General features: G+C 65.7%; 14 protein-coding genes. 8 read left to right on the top strand and 6 right to left on the bottom strand.

Features of this window, described 5'->3' with window-relative positions; all coding sequences use genetic code 11:
- Positions 1-5 precede the first annotated feature (5 nt).
- From ACXZ1M_RS27960 to ACXZ1M_RS27970, 3 genes are read left to right on the top strand one after another with little or no spacing between them, the layout of a single operon-like run.
- The gene (locus ACXZ1M_RS27960; protein WP_459050853.1) at positions 6-1,580 is read left to right on the top strand and encodes an acyl-CoA ligase (AMP-forming), exosortase A system-associated; all 1,575 of its coding nucleotides are present in this window, start codon (positions 6-8) and stop codon (positions 1,578-1,580) included.
- A complete protein-coding gene (locus ACXZ1M_RS27965) occupies positions 1,577-2,803 on the top strand; it encodes a pyridoxal-dependent decarboxylase, exosortase A system-associated (protein WP_459050854.1) in 1,227 nt (408 codons plus the stop codon). Before ACXZ1M_RS27960 ends, ACXZ1M_RS27965 begins: the two co-directional genes overlap by 4 nt.
- Positions 2,800-4,635: an asparagine synthase-related protein gene (locus ACXZ1M_RS27970; protein WP_459050855.1), complete on the top strand. Its 1,836-nt coding sequence runs from the start codon at positions 2,800-2,802 to the stop codon at positions 4,633-4,635. The genes ACXZ1M_RS27965 and ACXZ1M_RS27970 overlap by 4 nt, the downstream gene beginning before the upstream one ends.
- Here the strand turns inward: ACXZ1M_RS27970 and ACXZ1M_RS27975 are convergent.
- Together ACXZ1M_RS27975 and ACXZ1M_RS27980 are read right to left on the bottom strand one after the other, a co-directional pair.
- A complete protein-coding gene (locus ACXZ1M_RS27975) occupies positions 4,565-5,398 on the bottom strand; it encodes a polysaccharide deacetylase family protein (RefSeq protein WP_459050856.1) in 834 nt (277 codons plus the stop codon). The two genes, ACXZ1M_RS27970 and ACXZ1M_RS27975, sit on opposite strands and share 71 nt — an antisense overlap.
- Positions 5,395-6,654: a putative O-glycosylation ligase, exosortase A system-associated gene (locus tag ACXZ1M_RS27980; protein ID WP_459050857.1), complete on the bottom strand. Its 1,260-nt coding sequence runs from the start codon at positions 6,652-6,654 to the stop codon at positions 5,395-5,397. The genes ACXZ1M_RS27975 and ACXZ1M_RS27980 overlap by 4 nt, the downstream gene beginning before the upstream one ends.
- Positions 6,655-6,760: 106 nt before the next feature.
- Here ACXZ1M_RS27980 and ACXZ1M_RS27985 point away from each other — a divergent pair, with 106 nt between their 5' ends.
- Genes ACXZ1M_RS27985 through ACXZ1M_RS28005 form a run of 5 tightly spaced genes read left to right on the top strand, consistent with a single transcriptional unit; the run spans position 6,761 to position 13,899 of the window.
- On the top strand, positions 6,761-8,833 hold the full coding sequence (locus tag ACXZ1M_RS27985) for a glycosyltransferase (RefSeq protein ID WP_459054084.1): 2,073 nt from the start codon (positions 6,761-6,763) through the stop codon (positions 8,831-8,833).
- Entirely contained in the window at positions 8,830-10,272 is a 1,443-nt protein-coding gene (locus tag ACXZ1M_RS27990) for a lipopolysaccharide biosynthesis protein (RefSeq protein WP_459050858.1), read from the top strand. Before ACXZ1M_RS27985 ends, ACXZ1M_RS27990 begins: the two co-directional genes overlap by 4 nt.
- 9 nt (positions 10,273-10,281) lie before the next feature.
- Positions 10,282-11,316: a glycosyltransferase family 4 protein gene (locus ACXZ1M_RS27995; RefSeq protein ID WP_459050859.1), complete on the top strand. Its 1,035-nt coding sequence runs from the start codon at positions 10,282-10,284 to the stop codon at positions 11,314-11,316.
- Entirely contained in the window at positions 11,306-12,733 is a 1,428-nt protein-coding gene (locus ACXZ1M_RS28000) for an MBOAT family O-acyltransferase (protein WP_459050860.1), read from the top strand. Before ACXZ1M_RS27995 ends, ACXZ1M_RS28000 begins: the two co-directional genes overlap by 11 nt.
- A 2-nt stretch (positions 12,734-12,735) precedes the next feature.
- Positions 12,736-13,899 (top strand): hypothetical protein, encoded by a 1,164-nt coding sequence (locus tag ACXZ1M_RS28005; protein ID WP_459050861.1) that lies wholly within the window; start codon positions 12,736-12,738, stop codon positions 13,897-13,899.
- Here the strand turns inward: ACXZ1M_RS28005 and ACXZ1M_RS28010 are convergent.
- From ACXZ1M_RS28010 to ACXZ1M_RS28025, 4 genes are read right to left on the bottom strand one after another with little or no spacing between them, the layout of a single operon-like run.
- A complete protein-coding gene (locus ACXZ1M_RS28010) occupies positions 13,883-14,626 on the bottom strand; it encodes a class I SAM-dependent methyltransferase (RefSeq protein WP_459050862.1) in 744 nt (247 codons plus the stop codon). The two genes, ACXZ1M_RS28005 and ACXZ1M_RS28010, sit on opposite strands and share 17 nt — an antisense overlap.
- The gene (locus ACXZ1M_RS28015; RefSeq protein WP_459050863.1) at positions 14,623-17,052 is read right to left on the bottom strand and encodes a glycosyltransferase; all 2,430 of its coding nucleotides are present in this window, start codon (positions 17,050-17,052) and stop codon (positions 14,623-14,625) included. The genes ACXZ1M_RS28010 and ACXZ1M_RS28015 overlap by 4 nt, the downstream gene beginning before the upstream one ends.
- Complete coding sequence (locus ACXZ1M_RS28020) at positions 17,049-18,257, bottom strand: TIGR04063 family PEP-CTERM/XrtA system glycosyltransferase (protein ID WP_459054085.1); 1,209 nt, start codon at positions 18,255-18,257, stop codon at positions 17,049-17,051. Before ACXZ1M_RS28020 ends, ACXZ1M_RS28015 begins: the two co-directional genes overlap by 4 nt.
- Positions 18,257-20,179, bottom strand: a complete 1,923-nt coding sequence (locus tag ACXZ1M_RS28025; protein WP_459050864.1) for an XrtA/PEP-CTERM system amidotransferase — start codon at positions 20,177-20,179, stop codon at positions 18,257-18,259. The genes ACXZ1M_RS28020 and ACXZ1M_RS28025 overlap by 1 nt, the downstream gene beginning before the upstream one ends.

The raw sequence follows: 20,179 nt of genomic DNA on the forward strand, positions 1-20,179 counted from the left end.
TCGTCATGGCGCAGCTTATCCACGAATTCATTTACGCTTCCGCGCACGACATGCCGGACCGGCAGGCGCTGTCCTACCAGGGCGTAGGCCTGAACTATGGCGCGCTGGCGCACATGGTGAGCCAGGCGGCGGATGCCTGGCTGGCACACGGATTGGAGCGCGGCGAGCGTCTGGCCGTGTTCCTGGAAAAACGCGAGGAGACGGTGGCCGCGCTGTTCGGCGCCGCCGCCGCCGGCGGCGTGTTCGTGCCGGTCAATCCCGTGTTGAAACCGGAGCAGGTGGCCTACATCCTGGCCGATTGCAATGTGCGCATCCTGGTGACATCGCGCGAACGCCTGAACCAGCTGGTCGGCGCGCTGGCCGCTTGCCCGGACCTGCACACGGTGATCGTCATCGGCTCGATGGAGGGGCTGGCGCCGATCAAGGGCGTGGAACTGCATTCCTGGCGCGAGAGCATGGCCGCCGCCCAGCCCCGGCAGCCGCACCCGCGCATCGACGCCGACATGGCGGCGATCCTGTACACCTCGGGCAGCACGGGCAAGCCCAAGGGCGTGATCCTGTCGCACCGCAATCTGGTGGCGGGCGCGAATAGCGTGGTGAGCTATCTCAACAACACCGCCGAGGACCGCATCCTGTGCGTGCTGCCGCTGAGCTTCGACTACGGCCTGAGCCAGCTGACCACGGCGTTTTCGGTCGGCGCCTGCGCCGTGCTGCTGAACCACCTGCTGTTGCGCGATGTGTTGGACGCCATCGACCGCGACCGCATCACCGGGCTGGCCGGCGTGCCGCCGCTGTGGATACAACTTGCCGACCTGAGTTGGCACCATGCGCGCCGGTTGCGCTACATCACCAACTCCGGCGGCGTGATGCCACAGCGCACGGTGAAGGCGCTGCGCCACGCGCTGCCGCATGTGCAGATCTATCTGATGTATGGCCTGACCGAGGCGTTCCGCTCTACCTATCTGGCGCCGGAGCAGCTGGACGTGCGTCCCGATTCCATCGGCAAGGCCATTCCCAACGCGGAGATCCTGGTGCTGCGTCCCGACGGTTCCTGCTGCGCGCCCAACGAACCGGGCGAACTGGTGCATCGCGGCGCGCTGGTGTCGATGGGCTACTGGAACGACGTCGCCCGCACCGCCGAGCGCTTCAAGCCGTTGCCGGCGCGCGCCGAAGGCCTGCCGCTGGCGGAACTGGCCGTGTGGTCGGGCGATACGGTGCGGACGGACGAGGAAGGCTATCTCTACTTCATCGGCCGCACCGACGACATGATCAAGACCTCCGGCTACCGCGTCAGTCCGGCCGAGGTGGAGGAGGTGGTGTATGCCACCGGCCTGGTCACCGAAGCGGCCGCCTTCGGCCTGCCGCACTCCCTGCTGGGCCAGACGGTGGCGCTGGTGGCGGTCGGTCCGAAGCTCGATAGCGACGCCCTGATGGCCGCGTGCAAGCGTGCCTTGCCGGCTTACATGCTGCCTTCGCGCATCGATATCCGCGAGCAGCCTTTGCCGCGCAATCCCAACGGCAAGATCGACCGCACCCTGCTGGCGCGGGAACTTGCACAACAGCCGGAGGAACGCAAATGACGCCCGTCCACGCCGAGCAGCGCCAGTTTCCCGTGCTGGACGATTGCCTGCAACTGGGCGGCATCACGCTGCCCCGGCTGGCGGAGCGCGTCGGCCGCACGCCGTTTTATGCCTATGAGCGCGAGCACATCCAGTCACGCGTCGCGTTGTTACGTAATAGCTTGCCGACGGCGATGCATTTGCACTACGCCATCAAGGCAAATCCGATGCCTGCGCTGGTGCAGATGATGGGCACACTGGTCGACGGCTTCGACGTGGCCTCGGGCGGCGAGCTGAAAACAGCGCTCGATGCCGGTATGCCGCCGTCGCGCATCAGCTTTGCCGGTCCCGGCAAGAGCAATGGCGAGCTGCGCAGCGCGATTGCCGCCGGCGTGCTGCTGCATCTGGAGTCGGAAGATGAAATGGAGCGCGCCGCACGCATCGGCGAACTATTGGGGCTGACGCCACGGGTGGCGGTGCGCGTCAATCCCGAGTTCGAGCTAAAGTCGGCCGGCATGAAGATGGCGGGCGGCGCGCGGCAGTTCGGCGTGGACGCCGAGCGCGTGCCGTCGATGTTGCGCAGGATGGCGGCGCTGGGGCTGGATTTTCACGGTTTTCACCTGTTTTGCGGCGCGCAGAACCTGTCCGCCACGGCCATCGGCGAAGCGCAGCGCATGTGCGTGCAGTTGGCGCTGCGCCTGGCCGGCCATGCGCCGGCGCCGATGCGCGTGTTGAACATCGGCGGCGGTTTCGGCGTGCCGTATTTTCCCGGGGAGCGGGCGCTGGACCTGGCGGCCGTGGCGGAAGGCTTGCACGAGTTGGAACGGGTGCTGTCGCTGGAGTCGCCCAACACGCAGCTGGTGCTGGAGCTGGGCCGCTACCTAGTGGCCGAGGCCGGCGTGTACGTGTGCCGGGTGCTGGAGCGCAAGCTGTCGCACGGGCAGGTGTTTGTGATTACGGATGGCGGCATGCATCATCATCTGGCCGCGTCCGGCAATTTCGGACAGGTGATCCGCAAGAATTATCCGGTGGCGATAGGCAACCGCATGCAGGGTGGCGCGCGCGAGGTGGCCACCGTGGTCGGCCCGCTGTGCACGCCGCTGGACACGCTGGCCGATAGCATGGAGCTGGCGCGCGTGGAGCCGGGTGACTTTGTCGTGGTATTCCAGTCCGGCGCCTACGGCCTGACCGCCAGCCCGACCGGATTCCTTAGTCATCCGCTGCCGGTGGAGGTGCTGGTATGAGCGGCCTGTGCGGCTACCTGCATGCGCCCATGGCGTGCGACACCATCGCGCGCATCGGCGGTCATCCATTCCGGAAACTGGTCGACGGCAACAGCGGCGTCGCGGTGGCCGCGCCGGACGACAGCGTGAGCTTGCACCAGGAGCAGGGGTTGCTGGCGGCGGTCTGGGGCCGGGCTTTCCTCGACGGCAGCCGCGAGCGGCTGGCCGAGCGGCTGGTCGCAGCATGGCGCGCGCGCGGCGCGCAAGCCTGTGCCGGATTGAGCGGACATTTCGCGATCTGCATCGTCGACAGCGCCTCGTCGCAGGTGCTGCTCGCGGTGGACCGTAGCGGCGTGCATGCGATGCACTATCAGAGCACGGCGCAAGGCTTGCGCTTCGCCAGTGCCGCGACGGCGCTGCCGGCCTGCGAGCTGGACCCGCAGGCCTTGTACAACTACCTGTACTTCCACATGATCCCGGCGCCGCTGGGCATTTATCGCAACCAGCGGCGTCTGCTGCCGGGCGAGTATCTGGAATACCGGCAGGGTCACGTCGAGCGCGGCGTCTACTGGCAAATGCGCTTTCACGAAGAGCGCGCAGCGCCGTTTGTGGTGAAAAAACGGCAGTTCCTCGGTGTGCTGGAAGATGCGGTGCGCCATGCCGCCCACGGCGAGGTGGGCGCCTTCCTCAGCGGCGGCACCGACAGCTCGACCCTGGCCGGCATGCTCGGCAAGCTGAGCGACCAGGCGCCGCGCACCTACTCGATCGGCTTCGATGTCGAAGGCTACGATGAAATGGCCTACGCCCGCATCGCCGCTCACCACTTCCGCACGCGCCATCACGAATACTATTTGACCGCCGGCGATGTCGCCGATGCGATTCCGCGCATTGCCGGCGCCTGCGACCAGCCGTTCGGCAATTCATCGATCGTGCCGGCCTATTTCTGCGCGCAGATGGCGCGTGCCGACGGCGTGACGCGGCTGATCGGCGGCGACGGCGGCGACGAGCTATTCGGCGGCAATGAACGTTACGCGCGTCAGGCCGTGCTGGCGCGCTATGAGCAAGTGCCCTCCGGCGTGCGGCAGGTGCTGCTGGAACCGGTGTTGTTCGGCTTGGCGAAGGGCGTGGATCTGGCGCTGCTGCGCAAGGCGCGCAGCTATATCGAGCAGGCGCTGCTGCCGATGCCGACGCGGCTGGAGAGCTACAACCTGCTGCAGCGCTATGGCGCAGCGCAGGTATTGCATGCGGATTTCCTGGCCTCGGTCGACGAGGGTGCGCCGTTGCGGCAGCTGAGCGAATGCTACTGGCAGGCGCGCGGTATCGCGCCGATCAACCGCATGCAGGCACTGGACCTGCGCTACACGCTGGCCGACAACGATCTGCGCAAGGTGACGACGGCCTGCGATCTGGCCGGCGTGGCGGCGGAGTTTCCTTTCCTGAGCGACGATATGCTGGCCTTCTCGGCGCGTCTGCCGCCGAAAGACAAGCTCAACGGCACACGCCTGCGCTATTTCTTCAAGCACGCCTTGCGCGGGCATTTGCCGCGCGCCATCTTGCGCAAGAAGAAGCACGGCTTCGGCATGCCGTTCGGGCAATGGTTGCTGAAGGATGCGCATTTGCGCGCGCTGGCCTACGACAGCCTGAGCGACCTGAAAGCACGCCGCATCGTGCGCGCGGAGTTTATCGATCAGCTGACGCGGACGCTGGTGCACGAGCATCCGGCCTATCACGGCACCATGGTGTGGGTGCTGATGATGTTGGAGCAGTGGCTGCAGCAGCACGCTACACCGCAACCCGCCGTTGCCCCAGCAGCCGCAGTAGAAACCGCAGGCTATCCGCTTCCCAGGGCGTGAAGCGCGGCAGCTGGAACAGGTCGCTGCCTTCGTAGGCGACCCCGGCGACGGTGCTGAAGGCGGCTTCGAAACCAAGCTGGCGCACCATGTCGACGTGGCGCTGCTGGTAGTCGACACCAGGCTTGCCGTTCGGATAGGCAAACATGCGCACCGGCGCCTGGATGATGTCTTCCAGCGCTGCCTTGCCCTGGCTGATGTCGGCCAGCGCCTTTGCGTCCGGCATGGTGGACAGGATGGGGTGGCGGTGCGTGTGGGCGCCGATTTCCATGCCGGCGGCCGCCAGTTGCCGCAATTGCACCGTGGACATCATCAGTTCTTCGCTGCGTGGCGGCGCGAGGGTACGCGCCGCCCGCAAACGCTCCTCGAACGGCAGGTATTTCAGTTGCATCAGCAGACGGTCCAGCCCCTGCGGGCCCAGCCCGTTGCTGCGCGCGTTGGCGATGACGTCGTCGTTCCACATCTGGCCGCCGTCCAGGTAGGCGCTGGCGATGAAGAAGGTCGCGTTCAGGCCGTGCTTTTGAAGGATGGGCAGCGCCAGTGTGGCGTTGTCGGCGTAGCCGTCGTCGAAGGTGATGGCGGCGGCGCGCGGCGGCAGGCGCTGCTCTTGCAGGTACTGGATGGCGACGCTCAGGGGGAGCACATTGAAACAGCGCTTGAGCAGCGCCATCTGGCGGTCGAAGCGGCGCACGTCCGGCAGGCCGGGCAGCAACGGGTCGGTGTGGGGCAGCACGCGGTGATAGATCAGAATCGACAGGCGGGTCATGGCGCGGCCTCCTTGGGACGGTTGGCGAGGCGTTGCTCGGTCAGTGAGCGGAGCGCGACCACGGCGGCCATCAGGTAGTAGGGAACATCGAAGTACAGCAGGCTGAGGAAGGCGCCGCCGACGGCAAAGCCGATCAGGCTGGCCTGGATCATCTTGGCGAGATTGCTGGCCCATTCCAGTTCGGCGTCGTTGCGGCTGTTGCGCACCACCCAGGCGGCCGAGCGCCAGGTCAGTGTTCCCAGCAGCAGATACAGGCCGAGGCCGATGAAACCGTGCTCGCCCAGCGCCTGGAAATAGATGCTGTGCGCGGCGTGCACGTCGGACGGATTGGGGGCGTACAGGTTGAACACCAGCGGCTCGGCGATCTCGAAGCCGCCGCCGAAGAAGCGGTCCTTGGCCAGGTTGTAGGCCATGTTCCAGGCGTTGATGCGGCCCATGGCGGAATTGTCGACCTCATATTCGGCGATGCTGTCCATGCGCTCGGTCCAGCGGTCCGGCATGAAATACAGGGCGAACGGCGCGAACAGGGCGATCAGCAGTGCGCCCTGCATTTTCCTGCGGCTCTTCATCCACATCAACATCATCATGGCGGCGATGGCCAGCAGGGCGCCGCGCGAGTAGGAACCGAGCGCCGCCATGGCCGACAGCAGCATGGCGGCGGTCCAGGCGCGCTTGACCCACAGCTTGTCGCTGCTCTGCTGCAGGTAGCGCATCAGCGGAATGGCGATGATGAGCGCCAGCGCAATTTCGTTGTTGCCGCCGATGAAGGTGCCGGTCGGTCCCCAGACGCGGAAGTTGCCGCCTTCGCGCACCGTGAAGATGCCGCCTTTTACGCCGTAGAAGGCCAGCGATATCGCCAGTATCCAGATCATGCGGTGCACGTCTTCACGGCTGCGGATCGCCACCATGGTGACCAGGCTCATCAGCATGATCTTCATGACCTTGCCCAACTGCTCCTGTGACGCCGTTGGGAAGATCGCAAACAGGGTGGTCACGTTCATCCACAGCACCATCGCCAGCAAGGTGAAGGTGATGCTGCTGACCGGCAGGGTCTTGGGCGCGCGCGCGATGGCCAGGCTGAAGATGGTGATCACGGCAATGATCTGGGCGAACGGAAAGGTGTTGGCGAAGCCCCAGCCCAGGGTGTGCGGATTCATGACGCTGATCCAGATCCACATCAATACACCGTTGACCGGGTTCTTGAGAATCAGCGGCAAGCTGGCAAAGACGATGAGAGTAACGAGTATGTCGCGCATGGTAGTCGTTGATGCGGCTCAATGATGTGTTTGAGCCAGTTAGTACACTGGCTTTTTGCTCTTGCGATCTTAGACCAGAGGAGACCGTGCCTTGTTGACCATACTCATGGCTACACGCGATGGCGCAGAAATTTTGCCTCGGGTGCTAGATGCGTATTGCCGCCTGACGGCGCCGAGGGCCGGTTGGCGCTTGCTGATCGTCGACAACGGCAGCACCGACGGTACGGCCGATGTGATCGCACGCTACACGGGGCGGCTGCCGCTGCGCCGTCTGTACGAAGCGTCACCCGGCAAGAACAAGGCTTTGAACCGGGCGCTGGACGACGCGCTCGCCACGCCGGGCGACGGGCAGGACTTGTTTGTCTTCACCGACGACGACGCCACGCCCGCGCAGGACTGGCTGCTGCGCTGGCAGGACTGCGCCGCCGCGCAGCCGGACTACAGCGTGTTTGGCGGCGTCATCACCCCCGACTGGGCGGAAACGCCGGCCGATTGGCTGCTGCCTTTGGTCCCCACGGGACTAACCTACGGCCTGACCTCGCCATCGCTGCCGGAGGGACCGGTGTTTCCGGGCCTGGTGTGGGGCGCCAATATGGCGGTGCGGCGCGCCGCGTTCGACGGCGGTCACCGTTTCGATACCTGCGTCGGCCCGAATGGCGCCGACTATGCCATGGGCAGCGAAACCGAGCTGACGCGCCGACTGGCGGCGGCCGGCTATCGTTCCTGGTTTTGCCGCGCGCCGCAGGTGGCGCACCACATCCGCGCGCACCAGGTGCGGCTCGACTACATCTTGCAAAAAGCCTGGCGCTTCGGGCGCGGCAAATATCGGCAGGAGCGGCCGGGCAAGTTTGTGGAACGGCTGGGCGTGCCGCGCTGGATGTTGCTGCGCTATCTGCTGGAACTGGCGGCGTGGACAGCGGCGGTCTTGCGCGGCGATGTCGGCCGCAAGTTCCGCCATCGCTGGGAGCTGGCTTTCCTACGCGGGTATTTTCACGAAGCCTGGCACGGCGCGCCGCGACCCGGCCCCCATGTCCTGGTCACCAGTTACTCCGGCGAACTGGGCGGGATGGAGCTGCGCATGGCACAGGAAGTACGCTACCTGCAAACGGCCGGCCATGCGGGGATGCTGGCGTTGCGCCATTTCGATGGCATCGACGCCTGGTCGCAACGGCTGGCGCGTGAGCAGATCACGGTGGCGCAGTTCAACCCGCCGGCATTTTTTGAGGAGGCGTGGAGCGGGCGACGGCTGCGTTTCTGGCGCGCGCGCTGGTTTTCGACGGCCCGGCTGCGCGCCTTCCGCGCGGATCTGGTGCATGTCGCGCTGTGCTGGACCAACTACGGCGCGTCCACGCTGTGGCTGGCGAATCATTGCAAACTGCCGGCCGTGATCAGCGTGCACAACGCGTTTCCCCGGCAACCGTACACCAGCTGGCACGACAAATTATTGCGCCAGGCGTTCAGCGGCGTGCGCGGAATTTATGCGGTGTCGGAGTCGGCCATGCGGCACTTCAAGGCTGCTTATCAGCCTTATATATTACCGTCCACCCGCCTGGCGGTGATACCGAATGGCGTCGATGTCGAGTTGTTCAAGCCGTCGCCCGCAGCGCGGTTGATGGCCCGCCAGCGTTTGCAACTACCGCAGCAGGCTTTGGTGATGGGCGCCGTCGCGCGCCTGTCCGCGCAAAAGCGGCCTGAATTGCTGCTGGAGATGTTCGCCAACTTGCGGCAGCGTTTTCGCGATCTGCATCTGGTGCTGGCAGGCAGCGGACCGCTGGAAGGCGCGCTGCGTGCGCAGGCGGCGCGATTGGGCGTGTTGCCGTGGGTGACGTTCACCGGCTTTGTCGACACCATACACGAGTTGTTGCAGGCGCTGGATCTGCACGTCCTCATGAGCCGCAACGAAGGATTCGGCATCGCCACCATCGAGGCCATGGCTTGCGGCATCGCCGTGGTGGCGACCGACGTGCCGGGCAGCGCCGACATTCTCGGCGACAGTGCGGCCGGCCTGCTGGTGCCGGCCGACGATCTGGCGGAAGCTACCGAGATGGTGGCCGAGCTGCTGGCCGATCCCGCGCGTCGCGGGCAGATGGGACGGCATGGCCGGCGCGAAGCCATCCAGCGCTACAGTCACGCCGTGGTCGGCGCGCAGGTGCGGGCTTTCTACCAGGGCTTGCTATGAGAGCGCACCTTTCCTTCGCCATGTCGTTCTCCGAAAAATACACGCTGCTGATGCTGAACACGGTCGGCGCCATGGTGCTGGCGCGCTGGCTGACGCCCGCCGAGGTCGGCGTGTATGCGGTGGGCGCGGTGCTGGTCGGGCTGGCGCAGGTGATGCGGGACTTCGGGGTCGGCGCGTACGTGATCCAGGAGAAGGCGCTGGACCGCGACAAGCTGCGCGCCGCGCTCTGCGTCAGCATCCTGATCGCCTGGACGCTGTCGGCGCTGGTGCTGGCGGCCAGCTATCCGGCAGCGTATTTTTACAACGATGCACGCTTGCGAGTGGTGTTGCAGCTGCTGGCCATCAACTTCTTGCTGATTCCGTTCAGTGCGGTGGCCTTGCCTTACCTGCGCCGGCAGATGCGCTTCTCCGCGATTTTTGCCATCAACGCCAGCCAGTGCCTGGCGCAGCTGGTGGTGTCGGTCGGGCTGGCGATGCGGGGCTGGGGCTATCTCAGCCTGGTACTGGGCGCGGTCGCCGGTTCGGTTGCGACCTTGCTGGCGACTGCGTTTTGCCGCCCGAAGGACATGCCCTGGCTGCCTGCATCGCGCGGCGTGCGCCGCATCTTCGCGTTCGGCACCGTGTCGACGGCTGGCACGCTGATCGACGAAGCGGGCGTGGCCGCGCCCGATCTGATTATCGGCAAGATCAGCGGGCTGGCCGAAGTCGGCATCTACGGCAAAGCCATGGGCGTGATCAATATGTTCAACCAGCTGGTGACGGCGGCGATTTCGCCGGTGATCTTCCCGTTGTTTTCGGCCCAGGCGCGCGATGGAAGTGACCTGCGGCAGGTCTATCTGGCCACCGTCAGCCACATGACGGCGCTGGCGTGGCCGTTCTTTGGTTTTGTCGCGTTGCTGGCGCAGCCGCTGGTGCAGCTGCTGTACGGCGATCAATGGGATGCGGCGGTGCCGGTGATTCGCATCGTTTGCCTGAGTTCGGCGGTGTACAGCATGTTCAGCATGGCGCGCTACCTGTTCGTGGCGATGGGCGAGGTGGGAGCGCAGGCGCGGCTCGATGCGTTGGCGGTGCCGGTGCGCGTGATCGCGGTGCTGGCGGCGGCGCCGTTCGGCCTGGCGTGGGTGGCTTGGGCGGTTGTGTTGGGCGCGCTGTTCCGCAGCTGGTTGACGTATCTCTATCTAAGTGAATTCGTCGGCTTGCGTTGGCGTGATCTTGCGTCGGCGAGCTGGCGCAGCGCGACCGCTGCTGCTACGGGGCTGGGCGGCGTGCTGGCGGCGATTCATTTCAGAGCGCCGGATGCTCACTTGGTGATGCAGCTGGCGGTGCCGGCGGCGATTTGCTTCCTGTTCTGGCTGGCGGCGATGCGCTACGTCAGGCATCGACTGGTTGATGAGTGCAGCACGGCGGCGCGCAAGGCGTTGGCGCTGCTGAACAGATGAGAGGTGGCCATGCGTGTCGGTATCTTGTCCTATCCCATGTTATTCCAGCGCGACGGCGGCTTGCAGGTGCAGGTGCGTTCGACCATCGAAGCGCTGCGTCAGTTGCCGTTCGATGTCACGTTGGTGGATCCGAATCGTGAAAAGCTCGACAGCTACGACGTGATCCACGTTTTCTCCGCCATCAACGGCAATTATCGTGTGGTGGAGCTGGCGCACGAGCTGGGCGTGCCGGTGGTATTGTCGGCCTTGTTGTCGCCCGGCTGGACGCGCCAGACCGCCATGCGCGCGCGCATTGCCGACCGCTTGACCGGTCATCTGACCAAATGGGCGGTGCAAACCAGTTTTGCGCAAACCAAGCGCGCGCTGCAACTGGCCAACCTGGTGGTGGCGCTGGGGCCGGCGGAACAAAAATCGCTGGTCGAAGGCTTTCGCGTCGATGCTGCGCGGATCCGCCTGCTACCGAATGGCATAGGCGATCATTTCTTTCGCGGCGATGAATATCTCTTCCGCCACCACACCGGGCTGACCGGGCCGTTTGTGCTGATGGTGGGCTCCATCTCGCCGTACAAGAATCAAATGGGGCTGGTGCGCGCACTGGAAAAGCTGGACTTGCCGGTGGTGCTGATCGGCCAGGCGATGCGCCAGCATCAGGAATATTTGCAGCAGTTGCTGAAGTCGCCGAAGGTGTGCTGGCTGGGGCAATTGGAGCATCGCGATCCCTTGCTGGTGAGCGCCTATGCGGCGGCATCGGTGCTGGCCTTGCCCAGCCAAGGCGAGGTGTTCCCGCTCTGCGTGCTGGAAGCGCTGGCCACCGGCACGCCGGTGGTGATGACGGACGAGAGCGCGCTCAGCCTGCCCGCCGGCGAGTTCGCGCTGAAACAGCTGCGCTGGGACGATGCTGCCGCGCTGAGTGACGCAATCCAGCATTTCGTCGCCGCGCCGCCCAAGCGCGCCGAGGTAAAGGCGCTGGTTCAGGCCTATACCTGGAAAAGAGTGGCGCTGCGCATCGCGGATTGCTACCGGGAAGTGTGCGATGCTGTTTAATTCTTTCAGCTTCTTGTTCCTGTACTTGCCGGTGGTGCTGGGCGGTTATTTCGTGCTGCTGCGCTGGCGGCCGGACTGGACCGCCGCCTGGCTGGCGTTGGCATCGTTGTTTTTCTATGGCTATTGGGACGCGCGCTACCTGCCTCTCTTGCTGGGCTCGATCCTGTTCAACTACTGGTGCGCGCAGCATCGACGCCTGCTGTTGTTCGGCGTGGCGGCCAATCTGGCTTTGCTTGCGTACTACAAATACGCCAACTTCTTTGTCGACAGCATGAACCAGCTGGGCATGCAGTGGCCGGGACTGGGCATTGTGCTACCGGTGGGAATTTCGTTCTTTACATTTACCCAGATCGCCTATCTGGTCGATTGCCACCGGGGCGGTCGCGGCGAATACCGGCTGGTGCAATATACGCTGTTCGTCAGCTATTTCCCGCACTTGATCGCCGGGCCGGTGCTGCACCACAAGGAAATGATGCCGCAGTTCGACAAGCCGGCGCGCTTCGATGCCGCCAATATCGGCATCGGCCTGTCGATCTTCGTGGTCGGACTGGGCAAGAAAGTGCTGCTGGCCGACCCGATCTCGGTGCTGGTGGCGCCCGTGTTTACGCCTGATGCGCAGCCGCAGCTGGTAGAGGCGTGGATCGGCACACTGGCCTATACATTCCAGCTGTATTTCGACTTTTCCGGTTACTCCGACATGGCGATCGGGCTGTCGCGCCTGTTCGGCGTGCGCTTGCCGCTGAACTTCAACTCGCCCTACAAGGCTGCGGACATCAGCGACTTCTGGCGACGCTGGCACATGAGCCTGTCGCGTTTCCTGCGTGACTACCTATATGTGCCGCTCGGCGGCAACCGCCACGGCACGCTGCAACGCTACCGCAATCTGATGCTGACCATGCTGCTAGGCGGCCTGTGGCATGGTGCCGGCTGGACGTTTGTGGCCTGGGGCGCCTTGCATGGCGCTTATCTGGTGCTGCATCAAGGCTGGCAACGGCTGGCCGGCGCGTCTGGACCGCGCTGGTGGGGCCGCTGGCTGACCATGCTGGCCGTGATGCTGGCCTGGGTGGTGTTCCGCGCCCCGGATCTGGCCACGGCGGGCGAAGTGCTGCAGGGCTTGTTGGGCGCGAACGGCGTTTCGTTGCCGCGCGGTGCTGGCGGGTTGGCCACGCCATTCGCTGCGCTGGGCTGGCGTCCCGCGTTTGACGGCATCCGCTGGATCGATTTCAGCGGTCCGGCGATACCCGCCTTGTTGCTGGCGATGGCGCTGGCCTGGCTTGCGCCGAATACGCAGGAAATCTTTGGCACGCCGCTGCGCTGGTCGCCGGCCAAATGGCGCAGCGCCGTGATGGCGTTGATGTTTCTGGGCTGCCTGTTCAATATGAACCGGGTCAGCGAATTCCTCTACTTCCAATTCTGACCATGGACACTCAAGCGCAATGGCGCAGCTATGTCGGACTGTTTTGCGGCATCAGCCTGCTGGTGAGCGGGGCGGTGGCAACGCTGAACTACCAGGTCGACCCCTACCTGATTCACCAATGGAATACGCCGCACCTGCAGCGGCTGTTGCCGGGCCGGGAAAGGCTTAGCCCTTGGGGGAAAACGTATGCGCTGGCACGGTTCAGGCCGCAAGTGCTGTATGTCGGCAACTCGCGCACCGAACTCGGGCTGCCGGTGAACACCACCTGGTTCGGCGGGAAGCGGGTATTCAACGCGGCCTTGTCCGGCGCCTCGCTGGGCGACGCCGCCGCGATGGCGAGGCACGCTGCCACAGTGAGCAAGCTGGAAACGGTGGTATGGGGCATCGATGCGCCTTCGTTTTCCATGGAAATCGGCAACACGGACTTCGACCGCGAGCTGGTGGCGCAGGATCGGCATTATTTGCTGCGGCGCTGGATGATCAACCTCCGGCGCGCGCTGAGCCTGGACATGACGGAGGACTCGATACGCGTGCTGCGCGGCCAGTTCGGTAGTGTTTGCCTGTCCAGCCTGGCCTTGCTGGGTCAGCGCGATGGCCGCTGCGTGCGCGACCGCATCGAAAGCCTGGGCGGTACGGCAGCTTCCATCCTGCCGCGCGTGCGCGACTTTTCACGCGGCGGCGGACCGACCGCCGAGGCCATGCAGGAACTGGACCGCGCGACGGCGTCGCTGTGCCGCGCCGGCACGCGGGTGCGGCTGTACATCAATCCTACCCATGCCATGACCAGCGACGTCCTGTACTGGGCCGGGAAATGGCCGGCGCTGGAGCAGTGGCAGAAGCAGCTGACGGCGCTGGCCGACCAGCATCGGCGCCAGGGCTGCGATGCGCGACTGTTCGACTTTTCCGGATTCAACAGCGTGACCACGGAAGCGCCGCCGCAGCGCAGCGGCCAGCCGGAGATGGCGCACTACTGGGAGACCTCACACTACCGGGAAAATGTCGGCCAGATGATTCTGGCGCGCATGTTCGGCGCGGACGATGCACGCTTCGGCGTGGAGCTGACGCCGGCCTCGCTGCCGCCGCACCAGGCGGAACAGCGGGCGGCGCGCGACCGCTACCATCAGGAGCATCCGGCCGAGACTGCAATGGTCAGGTCGGTTTTGTAAGGACGGCGCAACCTTTTTCGCAGACGCGCGTGGCCTGCCACAGCGCGGGAAACTCCTGCTCCCAGCGTTTCAGGATGGCCTTTTCGTCGGCGCGGGCGGAGTCGTCGAGGAAGACGGCGGCGCCTGGATTCAGACGGGGAAACAGCAGCGGGCCCGCCGGATAGCGGGCCAGCTTACGCGTGGCCTGCGGCGGCCCGTCGATCACCAGCATGTCGATGCCGTTGCCGGCAGGCAGGTCGCCCAAGTGATACCAAGGCCAATTTTCGTCCGCCAGTACTTGCGTTTGCAACGGCGCATCCAGTACGCGTGCCCAGTCCTGCAAACCGTGCTGGCGCAACAGCGCACGCGTCTTGACGGCGTACACCGGATCATGTTCCAAGCTCAGCACCTGTCCGCCGCCGTTGAGCTGCATGCAGCGCGCCAGCACCAGCGTGGAAGTTCCGCTGCTGCATTCGACCACGCCCAGCGGCTTGGCGGTGCGCGCATGGCGGACCAGTTCGAGCAGGAAGTCGGGCGATGCCGCCCAGTCGCGCGTCGGCGGCAGGCTGTTTTTAAGATCCAGCTCGGCGTACAGGCCCTGCAGCGCTTCGAGCTGCCGGTACAGGCCGATGTTTTCCTGGCGCGTCAGGTCGCGCATCTCAAACAGCAGCAGATGCGCGTGGCGCAGCTTGTACATGATGCCCAACAGCAGGAACAGGCTGGTGCAGCTGAGTAGTACCAAGGTCATGACGATGCTCCTACTTTGCTGATGACGTAACGGTGTTTGCCGGAGGCCTCGGCTGGAATGGCGGCGACTTCTTCGATCAGGATCTCGACGCTATCGCCCAGCCGCGCGCGGAATTGCGTGACGATGCTGAGCCGCAGCGCTGGCGACAGGCCGTCCACGCTCACCAGCAGCACCCGCGTGCAGTCGAGACTTTCCTGGATGATCTTGAACGCCCGCACCTGCGGCAGGTCGCGCAGGATGTAGATCAGCGCCAGGCCGTGCATGACCTTGCCGTCGCGCGCGACCACGAAGTCGGTGACGCGGCCTTCCACCCGCTTCAACAACGGCAGGCCGCGCCCGCAGACGCAGGGCTTGGGGTCGAGCGCGCCGACGTCGCCGGTGGCGTAGCGGATCAAGGGGAAATCTTTGCTTGCCAGGTGTGTGACGACGATGGCGCCGTTTTCGCCGACCGGCACGGGCTGCTCCTGCGCGTCCAGAATTTCCACGATCACGTCCTCTGCCGTGATGTGCATACCGCCTTCCGGGCACTCGTGGGCGATGAAACCGGCGTCGCGGCCGCCGTAGCCGTTGGCGACCGGGGCCTTGAACGCGCCAGCCAGCAAGGCGCGCTGGTCTTCATACAGCCGCTCGGCCGTGACGAACACCACGTGGACGCCAAGCTGATCCAGCGCGACGTCGCGCGCCTGGGCATGTTGCACCAGCAGGCACATCACGGATGGATAGCCGAACAACATTGCGGGGCGCTGCTTCCGCAGGCGGTCCAGATATTCATCCAGCCGCGCTGCGGACAGGTCGAAGGCCGGCAGCAGATCACTGCGCATGAGGCGGTCGCGGCGTGCGCGCCAGCGGTCCTGGGCTTGCAGTTCGATCGGCGAGCCCCACATCACCGCTTCACGGTCGCCTATATCCACGCCCCACCAGCGCGTGGCGCGCCACTTGGCGGCGACGTCATGGCTGACACGTTCCTTGCCGAGAAAGAAAATCAGCGGCTCGCCGCTGGAGCCGCCGGTGGTGAAGCGCTGCAGGCGCCCGGCGTCGTCGGCGCGAAAATCTTCGCGGTGATCGTTGATATGGCCTTTGCGCAGGACCGGCAGGCAGCGCAGATCGCGCAAGTCGTGGACGCGCGTGGCATCGAAGCCGATGCGCGCCGCCATCTGGCGATAGTAGGTCACATGCTCCGATGCGTGGAGCAGGAGCGCGCGCAGGCGCTGCACTTGCAGATGCTCGATCTTTTCACGCGGCCACCATTGACTGCCTTCCATCTGGCGCAGCAACACTGGACTGCGATGACGCTTGAACCATTCCTGCAGCGGGAACAGCAGGCCGGACACCAACGCCGTGTAGACCGGCGTGCGCCGCCGTCCCAGCGCGCGCCGGTACTGGGCCGCCAGCAGCGGCGCCACGCGCTGCCAGCTGTAGCGTTGCGCGCTGGCGAGTCCTGCCGTGGCCAAGCGCTGACCTTCCGCCGGGGCTGCCAGCAGGCTGCGCATGGCGGCAGCCATGGACTCGGCGTCGCCCGCTGGCGTCAGCAGGCCGTCCACCCGGTCGGCGATCAGGTCGGGCACGCCGCCGACATTGGTGCTGACGACCGGCACGCAGCTGGCCCAAGCCTCCAGCACCGAGTTGGGCTGGTTGTCGGCCAGGCTCGGATTCAAGGAGATGTCGGCTTGCCGGTAGTGTTCCGCCATGCCGGCATTGTCTTGCTTGCCGGCGAAGTGGACGGCGTCCTGCTGTTGCAGGGCTTCGGCCAGCATGCGCAAACGCGGCAGCTCCGGGCCTTCGCCGCAGATGGTCAGGCGTGCCTGCGGCCAGGTGGCGCGCAGCAGGGCGAAGGCGTGCAGCGCGGTGGCGTGGTCGTACAGCGGTTCCAGATGGCGTGCGATGAGGATGTGCGCGCCGCCCGGCTCTCGCGGCGCCGGTTGAAATCGCGCCAGATCGACGATGTTGGGCACGATTTGGGCTTGGATGCCGTAGCCTCCAAATACCCGTGCCAGATAGGCGGACGGCACGATCACCACTTGCGCGCGGCGCATGGTGAAACAGACCAGCGCCGCGCGCCGGGCCATGAATTCCGGTGCTTCGCCGCCGCGATAATTGAGCACCACGGCCTTGCCGCGCAGCCAGCCGATCCAGATGGCCGGCGCCGCGTGCAAGTGCCAGGACCAGCCGGAGTTGGCCATCACGTGCAGCAGTTGGGCGCGGCCGGCGCAGCGCCACAGGCGCCATAGATAAGGTGGCAACCGCAGGACCGCGCGGGCGCCGCGCATGTGCGCCGCCCACGCCGGCCGCCATGGTGGGTTGACTTGCACCAGTTCCACCGTGGCGCCGGCCTCGCGCAGCAGGCCGGCCAGTTGCACGGTCTGGTTTGCCATGCCGCCGGCCGGTGGCGGCAGCGGACCGACCAGGGCGATGCGCAATCCGTTCATGGCGCTGGCGCCAGCAGGCGTTGATAGATGTCGCCGTAGCGCGCGACGCTGCCGCTCCAGCTGCGTTCGCGCTCAACGTACTCGCGCGCTTGCCGTCGCAAGCCCGGCCACAAATCCGCGTGCTGCATCAGGTACAGCACTTGCACGGCCAGCGAGTCGGCACTGCCGGCCTTGAAGAGCAGGCCGGTCTTGCCGTGCTCGATCAATTCCCGGTGCCCGCCGACGTCGGAGGCGACGATCAGGCGGCCTTGCGCCATGGCTTCCAACGGCTTGAGCGGCGTCACCAACTCGGTCAGCCGCATCGGCAGGCGCGGATAGACCAGGATGTCGATCAGGCTGTAGTACTCGGCGATCTGGTCGTGGGGAGCGCGGCCGGCGAAACGTACCTTGCCCTGCAGTCCGAGCCTTGCCACCAGCGCGCGCAGTTCGGGTTCCTGCGGGCCTCCGCCCACCAGCAGCAATTGCAGCGTCGGCATGGTCTTGAGCAGGCGGGGCAGTGCTTGCACCAGCAGCGTCAGACCTTCGTAGGCATAGAAGGAGCCGATGAAGCCGAGCACCGGCTGGCCGTTCAGGCCCAGGCGCTGGGCCAGCATGCGGTTGGGCGGCGATGCGGTGCGGAAGCGCAGGGCGTCGACCGCGTTGGGAATGACGGTGATGCGCGGCGCGGCGATGCCGCGCGCGATGATGTCGGTGCGCAGCCCTTCGCAGATGGTGGTGATGGCGTCGACCCGGCGCAGCGCGTAGGTTTCCAGCGCGCGGCTGAGGCGGTAACGCAGGCCGCCGGCGCGGCTGGTGCCGTGGTCCACGGCCGCATCCTCCCAGAATGCGCGGATTTCATACACCACCGGTATGCCGAGAGCGCGGCCGACGCGCAGGGCGGCAATCGCGTTCAGCGAAGGCGAGTGGGCATGCAGGACGTGCGGATGGGCGGTGTTGGCGATTTGCCGCAGGCGGCGGGCCAGGCCGGCGATCACCGCCAGTTGCCCGAGCACCGGCAAGCGCGCCCACCATTGCCGCGAAGGCGGCGTGCGGAAGAAGTGCCAGCCGTCGAGTTCCTGTTCGGCCGCGCCGACGCCTTGCTTGGCGCTGGTCAAGTGGATGGTTTTCCAGCCCATCTTGCGCTGCTGGGCCAGAATCGCCAGCGTGCGGAAGGTGTAGCCGCTGTGCAGCGGGGCCGAATGGTCAAGAATGTGCAGGATGCGCATCATGCCGCCTGCCTTTCCGTGTCGCGGTCTGGGGTCTCCAGTAATTGCCGCAGGAAGGATTCGAACATGAGCAGCGACCACAGAGGCGCGCTGTGGTCGCGCAGGCCGGATTGATGCTGTTGCAACAGCAGCTGCACGTAGTCGAGGTTGAACATGTCGCAGCCGGCCAGCACTGGACTGCTCAGGCTGCGCTGCAGGCGCGATTTCAGCGGCCCCCGGAACCACTCGGCCAGCGGCACGGAGAAGCCCATTTTCTGGCGGTACAGGATCTCGTCGGGCAGATAGGGGCACAGGGCTTGCTTGAACAGGTACTTGCCGGTGCTGCCGCGCAATTTGAGTTCGGGCGGCAAGCCCGAGATCCATTCCACCAGCGTGTGGTCGAGCAGCGGCACCCGTACTTCCAGCCCGTGCGCCATGCTGGCGCGGTCGACCTTGGTGAGGATGTCGCCGGGCAGGTAGGTTTTCAGGTCCAGGTATTGCACCTGCGAGAGCGCATCGTCGGGACCGGCGGCGGCATGGCGGCGCAGCACTTCGATGGCGTGGTATTGCTGCAGGTCGCGCTTCAACGACGGGCTGAAGAGTTTTTCCCGCATCTCGTCCTTCATGATGCTGATGCCGTGGAAGTAGGCCGCCACGGAATCGCGCGCCAGCGCTTCGAAAGTGGTCTTCGCGCGCAGCGGGCGGGGCGCCCAGTCCGCTTTCGGGTACAGCTTGCCGAGCGCGCCGAACACCGGCTTGCGCAGTCCCAGCGGCAGCAGCGCGCGCATGCGTTCCTCGTGCATGTGCCAGCGGTAGCGGCGGTAGCCGGCCAGGTTTTCGTCGCCGCCGTCTCCCGACAGCGCGACCGTCACGCGCCGGCGCGCCAGCTGGCAGACGCGGTAGGTGGGCAGGGCGGAGCTGTCGGCAAAGGGCTCGTCGTACAGGCCGGCCAACTGGTCGACCATGGAAACGTCATGCTGCTGAACACGTTCGACGTGATGGTTGGTGTGGTAACGGTCGGCCACGATCTGCGCGTAGCGCGATTCGTCGAAGCGGGCTTCGTCGAAAGCGATCGCGCAGGTGTTGACGGCGGCGGCCTGCTGCTGCGCCATCATCGCCACCACCGCGCTGGAATCGACGCCGCCGGACAGGAAGGCGCCCAGCGGCACTTCGGCCACCATGCGCACCTTTACGGCCTCGCGCAGGCGGGCGATCAACTCGTCGGCCGCTTGTTCATGGTTGATGATGGGCTGCGGCTTGAACGGGATGTCCCAGTAGGCGCGCGGCGATCCCGGCTTGGCGCCGTGGCGCACCAGCAGCGTGTGGCCCGGCTCCAGCTTGCGGACCTGGCCGAAGACGGTGCGCGGCTCGGGAATGTAGCCGTAGGCGAAATAGTCTTCGATGGCGAGCGGGTCGAGGTCGCGGCGCAGCTTGTCGTGCACCAGCAGGGCCTTGATTTCGGAGGCGAAGATCAGTTGGCCGTTGTCGAGCACGGCGTAGTGCAGGGGCTTGACGCCGAGGCGGTCGCGGGCCAGGAACAGGGTGCGTTGACGGCGGTCCCACAGCGCGAACGCGAACATGCCACGAAAGCGCTCCACGCAGCGCGCGCCCCATTGCTCCCATGCGTGGACGATCACTTCCGTGTCGCAGTGCGTGCGGAAAGTGTGGCCGAACTGTTGAAGTTCGCGCACCAGCGCCTTGAAGTTGTAGATTTCGCCGTTGTAGACCACGACCACGTTGTGGTCTTCGTTGAACAGCGGCTGCTGGCCGCCCGCCAGGTCGATGATGGACAGGCGCCGGTGCCCCAGCCCGACGCCGGGCTCGCGGTGCGTGCCGCCCTGGTCCGGGCCGCGATGCTGCTGGATATCGGTCATGCGCTGCAACAGGCCGGGATCGATATCGGCCTGATGGAAGAGATCAAACACTCCTGCGATCGCACACAT

The sequence above is a fragment of the Duganella paludis genome, from assembly GCF_054461335.1.